The sequence below is a fragment of the Longicatena sp. genome (assembly GCF_982403165.1).
This window is the reverse complement of sequence record NZ_CEVYEL010000072.1, coordinates 1-11191: the sequence shown is the minus strand read 5'-3', so window position 1 is coordinate 11191 and position 11191 is coordinate 1. Positions and strand designations below refer to the sequence as shown.

At 38.6% G+C, this 11191-nt stretch carries 10 protein-coding genes; 5 read left to right on the top strand and 5 right to left on the bottom strand.

Annotation, left to right across the window (positions count from 1 at the left end; translation table 11 throughout):
- The first annotated feature begins 428 nt into the window (after positions 1-428).
- A complete protein-coding gene (gene pgeF / locus AC1VS3_RS11650) occupies positions 429-1193 on the top strand; it encodes a peptidoglycan editing factor PgeF (protein WP_331866877.1) in 765 nt (254 codons plus the stop codon).
- A 107-nt stretch (positions 1194-1300) separates the two neighbouring features.
- On the opposite strand, the gene AC1VS3_RS11645 is transcribed toward pgeF, so the two are convergent.
- Positions 1301-2500: a cation diffusion facilitator family transporter gene (locus AC1VS3_RS11645; RefSeq protein ID WP_008689029.1), complete on the bottom strand. Its 1200-nt coding sequence runs from the start codon at positions 2498-2500 to the stop codon at positions 1301-1303.
- A 177-nt stretch (positions 2501-2677) separates the two neighbouring features.
- Between AC1VS3_RS11645 and AC1VS3_RS11640 the strand changes: the two genes are divergently transcribed.
- Together AC1VS3_RS11640 and AC1VS3_RS11635 are read left to right on the top strand one after the other, a co-directional pair.
- Positions 2678-3571, top strand: a complete 894-nt coding sequence (locus AC1VS3_RS11640) for a membrane protein (protein WP_008689030.1) — start codon at positions 2678-2680, stop codon at positions 3569-3571.
- Between the two features lie 69 nt (positions 3572-3640).
- Positions 3641-4492, top strand: coding sequence for an NAD(P)-dependent oxidoreductase (locus AC1VS3_RS11635; RefSeq protein ID WP_331866878.1), 852 nt, complete (start codon positions 3641-3643; stop codon positions 4490-4492).
- Between the two features lie 69 nt (positions 4493-4561).
- Here the strand turns inward: AC1VS3_RS11635 and AC1VS3_RS11630 are convergent, their stop codons facing one another.
- The 3 genes from AC1VS3_RS11630 to AC1VS3_RS11620 form a co-directional block, all read right to left on the bottom strand.
- Positions 4562-5722 (bottom strand): iron-containing alcohol dehydrogenase, encoded by a 1161-nt coding sequence (locus AC1VS3_RS11630; protein WP_120136560.1) that lies wholly within the window; start codon positions 5720-5722, stop codon positions 4562-4564.
- Between the two features lie 90 nt (positions 5723-5812).
- Complete coding sequence (locus AC1VS3_RS11625; RefSeq protein WP_020991168.1) at positions 5813-6556, bottom strand: copper homeostasis protein CutC; 744 nt, start codon at positions 6554-6556, stop codon at positions 5813-5815.
- Between the two features lie 121 nt (positions 6557-6677).
- Entirely contained in the window at positions 6678-7058 is a 381-nt protein-coding gene (locus tag AC1VS3_RS11620; protein ID WP_008689034.1) for a desulfoferrodoxin family protein, read from the bottom strand.
- Between the two features lie 234 nt (positions 7059-7292).
- On the opposite strand from AC1VS3_RS11620, the gene AC1VS3_RS11615 reads away from it, so the two are divergent.
- Positions 7293-8174, top strand: a complete 882-nt coding sequence (locus AC1VS3_RS11615; RefSeq protein WP_120136559.1) for an RluA family pseudouridine synthase — start codon at positions 7293-7295, stop codon at positions 8172-8174.
- Between the two features lie 31 nt (positions 8175-8205).
- Here the strand turns inward: AC1VS3_RS11615 and AC1VS3_RS11610 are convergent, their stop codons facing one another.
- Positions 8206-9510, bottom strand: coding sequence for a sensor domain-containing diguanylate cyclase (locus tag AC1VS3_RS11610; RefSeq protein ID WP_196029960.1), 1305 nt, complete (start codon positions 9508-9510; stop codon positions 8206-8208).
- A gap of 279 nt (positions 9511-9789) precedes the next feature.
- Here AC1VS3_RS11610 and AC1VS3_RS11605 point away from each other — a divergent pair, with 279 nt between their 5' ends.
- Complete coding sequence (locus tag AC1VS3_RS11605; protein ID WP_120136558.1) at positions 9790-11115, top strand: class II D-tagatose-bisphosphate aldolase, non-catalytic subunit; 1326 nt, start codon at positions 9790-9792, stop codon at positions 11113-11115.
- Positions 11116-11191 lie beyond the last annotated feature (76 nt).

The window sequence follows — 11191 nt, the reverse complement described above, 5'->3', positions numbered from 1 at the left end:
AAGAACGGCTGGAAATAGAAAAGGAACGTCATTTTAGGCGTTCCATAGTCTATAAAATATTCAATTTTTTTACTGATGTGTTACTCATCAAAATCTCAAATCAAGGTTATTTGACACCAATTTTGACACCAAATTTTTGTATATTGACGATTTTTGATGAAATGTGATAAATTCATAAAACCCGTGAAAAGCCTGTAAATAGGCACTTTACGGCACTCTATGAACTAAGACAAAAGCTACGCTGTAATAACAACACTTTAGTGCTAATTTCCTAAAAATCCTTTGCCATATGCCTCCTTTCTTAGAGGCAAAGGCGTTTGCATTTTAAAAAAAGCATGCTATACTTTCGCTGTATGTAATTCTATTATGAAAATAAGAAAGTTTTCTTATCAAAATCGTATACTATAGAGAAGAAAGAGAAGGTTATTATGAATAAAATAATATGGAAAGATAATGAAGATATCGTAGCTGGAACAACGCTGCGTGATGTTCAAGTAAAAGAAGACAACAATATGGCTTTACATGTGGGAGGAAACCTGACTGATGTAATTGCGAATCGCCAAGGATTAAGCGAGGATCTTGATATTTCTCTAAATCAATGGGTATTTGCACAGCAGACCCATAGTGATCATATGCATGAAGTAACAAAGGCAGATGCAGGAAAGGGCAGCTTGCTTTATGTGGATGGTATTGCGGATTGTGATGCTTTATATACAAAAGAAAGTCATATTGCCCTTGGTGTTTTTCATGCCGACTGTGTACCGGTGCTGTTGTATGATCCATTCACCCACCTAATTGCGGCGATTCATAGTGGATGGCAAGGTACCGTAAAAGAAATCACACGAAAAAGTGTTGCCTATTTGCTCGCACAGGAAGGGGTACAGCCTGCCCATCTGCATGCCTACATCGGTCCTGCCATTAACTATCATAGCTTTGAGGTAGGTCAAGATGTCATTGAAAAAGTGCAGCAGATGAGCTTTGATACATCCGCTTATATCACCTATTTGCAAAATGGCAAGGCATTGGTAAACAACAAAGGATTAAATAAAGCCATGCTGTTACAGCTAGGTGTTCCCGAAGAACAAATAACGGTAAATAAAAACGATACCTTTCAGCCAAATGAAGCGCTGTTCAGCTATCGCAGAGATCATGACTGTGGCAGACATCTTAGCTTTATTATGATGAAACGTTAAATTAAAAGAAACAAAACCAGCCTTTACTTTCACTGAAAGTTCTGACTGGTTTTTTTTAAATGGATATTTTCTAACAATTGCTTTCTAGCTGTACCACTTTCTGACAACTATTCTTGGGCAGCCTCTGTTTTCGATTGACTGGTATAGGCACGATCAAAGGTCACAACCAAATAATAGGTATGCCCTTTCGCACTTACTTTTTCCGATAACATATCTAAGATGGTCTGGTTGCTCATCTTCACATGGAAAGGTACAACAACATCAAAAATTAAATTGGTGTGGGTTTCTCCAGGTACGATGCGGAAATCATGGATGGTTAGATCTTCATGTATCTCCTTTACAGATGTACGAATGTAATCACGCAATTCATTCGTTAAAGGATCATCAATATTGATGGGATCCATATGCAATACCATTTCCAATCCCATATTGTCTTTAAAATCACGCTCGATGTTATCAATCATATCATGGGACTTTAAGACATCTACTTTACAATCCACCTCTACATGAGCACTGGCAAAAGTGTTATGTGAGCCATAGTCATGGATCATCAAATCATGCATACCTAATACGCCCTCATAACTCATAATCTTTTGCTGAATCTTTTCTACCAAATCTTCACTAGGGGCCTGGCCTAACAATTCATCAAGAGCCTGTTTAATAATACCGGTTCCGGCAAATAGAATGAAAAAGGCAACGATTATGCCCATATAACCATCCAGGTTAAAATGGATCAAAGGAGAAATAATAGAAGATAATAAAACCGCTCCGGTTGCCATAACATCACTGATACTGTCAGCTGCTGTAGCTTCCATGATGCTAGATTGCAGCAATCTGCCATATTTTTTATTATAGGAATACATCCACAGTTTCACCGAGATGGAAAACACCAAGATAACTAAAGACAGCCAGGAAAAGACGACTGCTTCCGGATGTAAAATCTTATCTAAACTTGTTTTAATTAATTCAAAGCCCAACAATAAAATCAGACAAGCCACCACCATGCTGGCAATACACTCATAGCGTGCATGCCCAAAAGGATGTTTCTCATCAGCCGGTTTGCTGGATAACTTAAAACTAATCAAAGAAATCACAGAGCTTCCGGCATCCGACAGGTTGTTGATTGCATCGGCTGTGATAGAAACACTATGTGCTAAAGTACCGGCGATAAACTTAAAGACAAATAAAAGAATATTATTGGCGATGCCTACCGTGCTTGTTAGATTTCCATAGGCACGACGAACCTTTTCATTTTCGATATTCTCATGATCTGGTATCATTTTTTTTGCTAATAATGCTATCATCATATCACCCTTTTTGTTTTCTGAGTTTATAGTTTACCATATTTTATGAAAAACGCAAAGTCCCCTTCTTATTTCCTAAAGGTTTCCTGCAAAAGAGCATGTGGTAATTGCGATTTGTATCTAACGTTGTTTCCCTCATGTTTTTTTCATGAACATCATACGATAGAATAGGTGATGTACATGAAGAAACTCCTGCTTCCCTTCCTCTTATTTAGTTTCCTTATCACACTTTGCTTTGGCTCCTTGACCCTGCAATATGCACAACAAGGATTGACGATCTGGTTTGAAAAGTTGGTTCCCTCGATGTTTGTTACAATGGTACTGGTGAAATTTTTATATCACACACATGCCTTTGCTTTAGTTCCACTGCCTTTTCTTCCGACTTTGCTGAACATGAACAAAGCCGGTGTACAGCTGGTTCTTTGTACAATGCTGCTAGGTTTTCCCACCGGCTCACTGTTAATTGATGAAGCATATCACGAGCATACGTTATCCTTACCACAGGCACAGCGTTTGTTATATACCTGCTGTTTTGCAACTCCTGGTTTTGTCATTATGACTTGTGGTGTAGTATTTTATCATTCGGTAAAGATCGGTATTTTACTTTATGCAGCACAGTTATTCGCTGGCCTTTTTTTATTGTTTTTTACCCGTAAGCAAAGTGTTCAGGCAGCCTTGTCCCCTAGTGCTGCACAGCCCATGATGAAACAGTTGTCTATAGCTGTCAAAGAAAGCGGTCTGTCCTTATATATGATTGGTGGCTACCTCATGTTATTTCTAAGCATCAGCGGGGTGCTGCTCTCCTTTTTACCCGAAGCTGTTGCACTGCCTTTGCGTATCAGTGCTGAATTTTCCAGTGGAGCTGTCTTACTCCAAAGTCTTCCTTATGCTCCCATACTAATCCAACTGCTGCTCTGTGTGCTATTGTCCTTTGGCGGTTTCTGCGTCCATATGCAGATTTTTTCTATGGTTGAGCATGTTCCTCTATCCTATGGCAAATTTTTATTGTTCCGTTTGCTGCAAGCCCTTTTTTCCTGCTTGTCCTTTTATATGCTGCAGATGTTGTTTTTATGATGTGCAAGTATTCGCATCTTTGCTTTCAAAAGCTGATACGTTATAATAAGAAGCAAGGAAGGTGATTATATGAAAATTGCTTGGATTGGTACCGGAGTCATGGGAAAAAGCATGCTGCTGCACCTTGTGCATGGCGGACATAGTGTTTCTGCATACAATCGTACCAAAGCGAAAGCATTGGATCTAGCCAAGGATGGTGTAAAGGTTTGTGACAGCATTGAAGAATGTGTGAGCGATGCAGAGCTTGTGTGTACCATGGTTGGCTATCCAAAAGATGTTGCGGAGGTTTATCAAAAAATCTTTTCGGCAGTACAAGCTGGTACTATCTTGATTGATTTTACAACCAGTTCTCCAAAGCTTGCACAACAGCTCTACAAAGAAGCTAAGAACCATGGTTTAGATATCTTGGATGCTCCTGTTTCCGGTGGAGATAGTGGAGCAAAAGCTGCCACTTTATCTATCATGGTTGGTGGAGATAAAAAAATATTTGAAACAGTTACGCCAGTTTTATCCCTACTTGGCAATAGTTTGCATTATATGGGAGAGGCTGGTAGTGGTCAGCATACAAAAGCCTGCAATCAAATCGCTGTTGCTGGTGCAGTCGCAGCCATGAGTGAAGCTATTGTTTATGCTGAACAAAATCATTTGGATGTAGAAACCATGTTAGAAGCAATCAAGGGTGGCGCTGCTGGAAGTTGGCAAATCGCCAATACCGCACCACGTGTCTTGCGAAAGGATTTTGCTCCTGGTTTTTATATCCATCATTTCATTAAAGACATGCATATCGTTCAAGAAGAAATGGCTGGCAAAGTTAATTTACCAATGCTGAATACAGTATGTGAGATGTATGAAGAATTAGCAAAAACCGAAGGAAACAATGGTACACAGGCTCTGGTTCATTATTATCGTACAGAGAAATAAACTATCAAAAGTCGCAAAAAGGTCAGAAGTTCTGACCTTTTTTATGCTTGCCATTTTACTGTTTCTTTTTTAAAGTGCTTTTTGATAAATAGCTTTAACATCCTCTTTGGTTAATGGTACAAAAGCAGCTTCTAATCCAGCACATGCTTTCTCTGCCATTACATCAAAGTAGCGATCATCCACAATGCCAACTTCGCGCAATGTTGTAGGAATGCCCATAGCTACAAAATATTCTCTGGTTTTTTGAATTGCCTGATGAGCAATCGTATAAGCATCTTCATCCTTTGACAGGTTCCAAACGTTGACACCGAATTCTTTAAACTTTTCTACAGTATTATCATTCAATACATGTTCCATCCAATGTGGTGTCAAAATAGCTAACCCTACGCCATGCGTAATATCGTAGTAAGCACTCAACTGGTGTTCCATAGGATGTACGCTCCATTCAACAGCCTTGCCCAGCTTGATGAAATTGTTAATTGCCCAACTGCTTGCCCACATCAAGTTCGCTCTGGCTTCATAATCATCAGGTTTAGCGATTGCCTTCACACCAAATTCAATACAGGTCTTTAACAAACCTTCCGCCATACGATCCTGCATATATCCTTGCACATTTGAGAAATAGCATTCCATGATATGTGACATGATATCAGCTGTTCCGGCAGCTGTTTGATAAGCCGGAACACTAAAGGTATAGGTTGGATCTAGAATAGATGCTTTCGGACGCATATCTTCATGAGAAGTACCAATCTTATCATTGCTGTCCATATCGCTAATGACGGCAAAGGTATCCATCTCAGAGCCGGTAGCAGCTAATGTTAGAATGCTAACAATTGGTAAGACACTGACAACTTTGCTTGGATCTAAAACAATATCCCAAGCATCACCGCTATAGCTTGTTGCTGCAGCAATGACCTTTGCACAATCAATCGTAGAACCTCCACCGATTGGCAATACGACTTCAATATTTTCCTTACGGCATATTTCTACACCCTTACGTACGGTTGTAATACGTGGATTAGGTTCTACTCCTGCTAATTCAAAATACGTAATTCCGTTTTCTTTAAAAATAGCTGTAACATCATCATAAATACCATTGCGCTTAATACTGCCGCCACCATATACCAGCAATACACGCTTTCCATACTGTGAAACAATATCACCGATTTGTTTCACCTGTCCTTTACCAAAATAAATGGTCGTAGGTATTGTATACGTAAAATTTTCCATGTTTATCCTTCTCCTTTTTTCTTATTATACACCTCAACATCTCATCACTTCTATAGCTTTGACTATTTTATAAGAAATTTATGTATGCCTTTACATCATGGCTTTTCGCAAAGCGCGTACACGTTCTTCACTAACCACATCATAAGCCATTTCATGAGGTGCTGCAGCATAGGCATAGCTCACCTGCTTGCCGATAGTTGTAGGATCATTTTTCCATACCTTGCAAGAAGAGTGCAGCTGCTGAACCTTCGTTATCTCAATCAGATCTTTGGCATTCATTTCATTAACTCCGCAGCCTGCCAAGATTTCCATCTGAGAACCATAGGTTTTTTGTAGATGGGCCAGCATCTCACTTCCTTTTTCTACATTCGGCTGTCCTCCACTAGTCAATACGCGATCCACCCCTAAAGATATCAATTTCTCCATAGCCCCATCCATATCTTTCACACAATCAAAGGCTCGATGAAAAACCGCACATTTGCCATAGGAATGGATCAAATCACACATGATACGAACAGCTTCTTCATCGATAGTTGCATCTTCCTTTAAATAACCAAAAGCCAAGCCATCCGCCCCATGTTCCAATAAAAGGGCTGCATCTTCTAACATAACTTTTTTCTCTGTTTCATTATAACAAAAACCTGCTCCACGTCCTCTTACCATGGCAATGATTGGGATTTGGCAATCACGTTTAGCCATGATTAAAGATGCCAGTGAAGGGGTTAATCCTCCCATATGTAAAGCCGAATTTAATTCAGCACGATCGGCACCACCGCGTTGAGCCGCACATACATCTTCATAACTGCCACAGCAGATTTCCAGCTTATAGCCCATATTCATATTCCTCCTGTCAATACAAGTGTATTGTATCGCAGGTGAGAAAGTGAATGCAAGAGCATAAAGAAAAAGACTATGTCCCATAGTCCATTTCTTTCCTATCTTCCTTTTTCGTTAATTATGCCTCAAGGTCTGTTTTCCATAAGCCATGCAGATTACAATATTCGTAAACATGGATTTTGCCTTTATAATCACCTAAAGCAAAAACGGCTTCTGGTTTTTCACCTGGCTTTAAGTTTACTCGATACAAGTTATCACCAAATTCTACTAAGATCATTGTAATGAAGTGTTCAGCTAACATAGGATGTTCCATAGAGCCGACTTTCACATGTAAATTACCATCAACAATTTCAGCTACAGGTACATGTTTCTCTAAAGCTCCATCTGTTGTATTGGCTTTTAATTCTTGCATCTGCTGACCACAGCACATGATTGGAACGCCTTTATCTTCTACTACTTCGACAATATTGCCGCATACTGCACATTTTAATAATTTCATTTTCATTTCCTCCTGTTTTATCGTTGTTTATAATCTTACGTTGTCAGTATTTCCTTAATACGTTGTCAGTATACCATCGTCCTTTTAAAATGAAAAATGATATGCACTAAAAATTTTTTGAATGATGAAGATGGTGTTTGTTTCTTTAAGGACAATCGTTTAAATAAAGTATTTACTCTTTTCATTTTTCCTAATTCATGATACGCTACTTTCAAAAAGATAGGAGTAATCTAAATGAAGATCACAATGAAGTATCATAGTATACAAATCCAAAGCGAACAGGATAGTGATATAGATACACTATTACAAGATCTGCATCAGTCAAAAAAAGCGCGTTATCTCTTATATCAAAACAAGCAATTATATCTCAATGGCTACTTATGCAAACAAAATCAATCGATTACCAAAAATGATGAAGTACAGATTCACTTACCTGATGAGACTTTGTCCTCGATACCGCCAGACTTTACAGAGCTTTCGATTTGTTATGAAGATGAATTATTATTAGCTGTAAATAAGCCAAGTCATCTTTTGGTACATAGCGATGGTGTAGATACATCACATACCTTATGCAATCGTGTACAAGGGTATTATTTGATGCAAGGAATCACTGCACCCGTTCGTCCCTTACATCGCTTAGATAAAGAGACAAGTGGAATCGTTCTGTTTTGTAAAATACCTTTCTTTCAACCATTATTGGATCATATGATGAAAGAAAAACAGATACAACGTGAATATGAAGCTATTGTGGAAGGCAGCATCCATCAGAAAAAACAAACGATCACCTATCCCATCGCCAGAGATCGTCATGATGCCCGAAAAATGCGCGTATCCGCAACAGGAAAACATGCCAAAACAACGATTACTTTACAAAAAAATTATGGAGCCTATTCCTGGATACATGCACGTTTGTTTACTGGTCGCACCCATCAGATACGTGTACATTTGGCTGCCTTAAAACACCCTTTGTTGAGCGATTCTTTATATGGTACACCATCTGATAAAATTCATCGTCTAGCTCTTCATGCCTCATTGTTGACCTTACAGCATCCATTCACAAATAAGAATATACAAGTAACCTGTGAAATGCCCTTGGACATGAAAGACCTGCTTTAAAAAAGCATATCCAACTAAACATACTATACTACTATTTCAACAGCATACAGGCATTATTACGTCCTGCTAGCTTCGATTTATACACACTGCGATCTGCCCGCTTCATCGCATCTTGATAAGTCGTATCATTGGCATAATAATACGCTGCGCCAATACTTGTGGTAACGCGAAACTTCTTACCACTATATGTGAACTGTGCACAGGCAATCACTCTGCGCAAGCGATCAATATACGTATACATATTTTCTTTTGCAATGCCACTGCATAGTAATAAAAATTCATCTCCACCCCATCGGAACAATCGATCACTGCTTCTAATTTCCTGCATGATCAACAAACTAAAACGTTTTAAGACATAATCACCGGCATCATGTCCAAAGGTATCATTATATTCTTTAAACTTATCAATATCGAAAAAGATGATCATATATTGTTCCCTCGTTTCTTGAAAACGTTTAAAGGTATTTAAAAGTGTTACATCGGCACTTCCCCGATTAAAACACCCTGTCAGATCATCACGACTAGCCTTATCTTTTAAGATTTCCTGTTCTGTTATATCATGCAAGGTTCCCAAAACCAGAATACATTTTCCCTCATTATCAATAATAGAATTAAAACTGGTCTCAAAGATAAACTGCATATCCCCATAAGGATTGGTGATATGAATGACGCTGTGATCTTGCTGTGGTTTTTCATGTATATTTTTTAAAAAGTCGTCTAGACGTTCAATTTTTAAGACCTTTTTTAACTCTTTGATTGGAAAGGTTTTATGCGGAACACCAAGTTTTTGGCAAAGTGACTCATTCGCAGAAAACACCTTTTTTCCTACGTCATACTCCCATACAAAAACATTGGCAATGCTCATTAACAGTTCGAATTTTTGTTTATCCTGCAACGCTTTTTGAGCTTGTTCATCTTCATGACGTAATAAACACATCGTCCCTATGATACATTTTTCATAACGACAGGCATGTACTTCATACCAATGCTGACCATTTTTAAAAGGCTTAGCAAAAGTAAAGGTTATTTCATCACAACTTTCTGTTAACAATCGATGAAAGGCATCTAGCATATTTTGACGGTCTTTTCTATTCAACTCCTTAAGGAAAAGGGTAAGAGAGCATCCACTTGGATGCTTTTTAGACCCTTTCTCATCTGTAAAAAATAACATATTACTCATAGGTTCATATCGCCAGCATGTAATCTTACTTAAAGCAAGCATTCGATTGGCGAAACTGCTTACGTTTGGTTTTTGTTCCTCATCATCTGCTCCACAATCCAACTGCTGTATCAAATGCTGTATATTTTGTAAGATTGCCAGTTCTTTTTTATTCACACAAAACACCTCAAATCACAAATGAATCACATTCTTGCATTAGCCCATAGTATAGCAAGGAATTCTATTGAATACAATGCCTTTTCATAGTCTTTACAAAACTAGTGATTTCTCGACAATATCTGACATAACAGGCTTTGCAAGATGCATCTACTTCATTGTATTCATGAAATTTGCATTTTTGAATAAAACTTTTATACAAACTAGCAAGCCGATATGTATCCGTTTACTTTCTTTTTATTCGTGTTATAATTTGAATTAGATAAGGAGGGTTTTATAATGCCAAACGCAAATCCATTAAAACAAATTGTAGTAAAACAGAAAAATGGTCAGCCGGTAGGAATTTATTCTTGCTGCAGTGCGAATGATTATGTCATTGAAGCTGCTTTAGAGGCTGCAAAACGTGATGATTCCTGTGTGCTGATTGAAGCTACCGCAAATCAAGTAGATCAAAATGGTGGTTATACAGGAATGAAGCCTATTGACTTCATGAACTTCGTTATGGAGAAAGCTGATAAAGTAGGCTTGGCAAAAGATCGTGTATTCTTGGGCGGAGATCATTTAGGACCATTGACCTTTGCTTCTAAGCCAGAAAAAGAAGCCATGGCAATGGCTCGTGAATTGGTTCGTTGCTATGTCGCTGCCGGATTCACTAAGATTCATATCGATACCAGCATGAAGGTAGCAGACGATGATCCAAATGTTCGCTTAAGTGATGAAACCATCGCTCGCCGCGGTGCTGAACTTGCACGTGTATGTGAAGATACTTACCAGGAAGTTTTAAAAACCAATCCTGATGCTGTTCGTCCTGTCTATATCGTAGGTAGTGAAGTACCTATTCCTGGCGGTGCTCAGGAAGCAGATGCCGGCATGCAGGTAACACGAGTTGAAGATTTCAAGGCAACGGTTGCAGCATTTGAAGCAGCATTCAAAAAAGAAGGATTGGACGATATCTGGAAGGATGTCATCGCCGTGGTTGTTCAACCAGGTGTAGAAGAAAAAGATGCCGGATGTACGGAATATGATCGCGAGAAAGCAAAAGATTTAATGGCAAGCATTAAAGATTTCCCTAATCTGGTATTTGAAGGACATTCTACCGATTATCAGACAAAATACAAACTACGCGAACTTGTAGAAGATGGTGTTGGCATCTTGAAGGTAGGTCCAGGAATGACCTATGGCATGCGTGAAGCATTGTTTGCATTAGCATATATGGAAGATATGCAGTTCCATGGCAGAGATGATGAAAAATCACATTTTATTGATGTTTTGGAAGAAGCTATGTTAGAAGAACCTAAGAACTGGTGCAAACATTATCATGGAGATGATAACGCATTATGGTTCAAACGTAAATTCAGTTTCTCTGATCGCAGCCGTTATTATATGCCAAATCCTAAGGTTGCAGCAGCGAAAGATAAATTGATTGCTAATCTGCGTAAAGAAGGTATCTCTCTCGCCGCTTTATCACAGTTTATGCCAATTCAGTATACAAAAGTACGTGAAGGTATTTTAGAAAATGATCCGGAAGCATTGATCAAAGACCGTATCAAAAATACGATTGATGAATATGTTTTTGCATCCCATCAGGAAGAATTATTCAAATAATAACAAAAAAGCAGAAGGCAGTGAAGTGAACCCATAAAGTTGGACACAGATTATCACACCCGACTGATTAAGGATT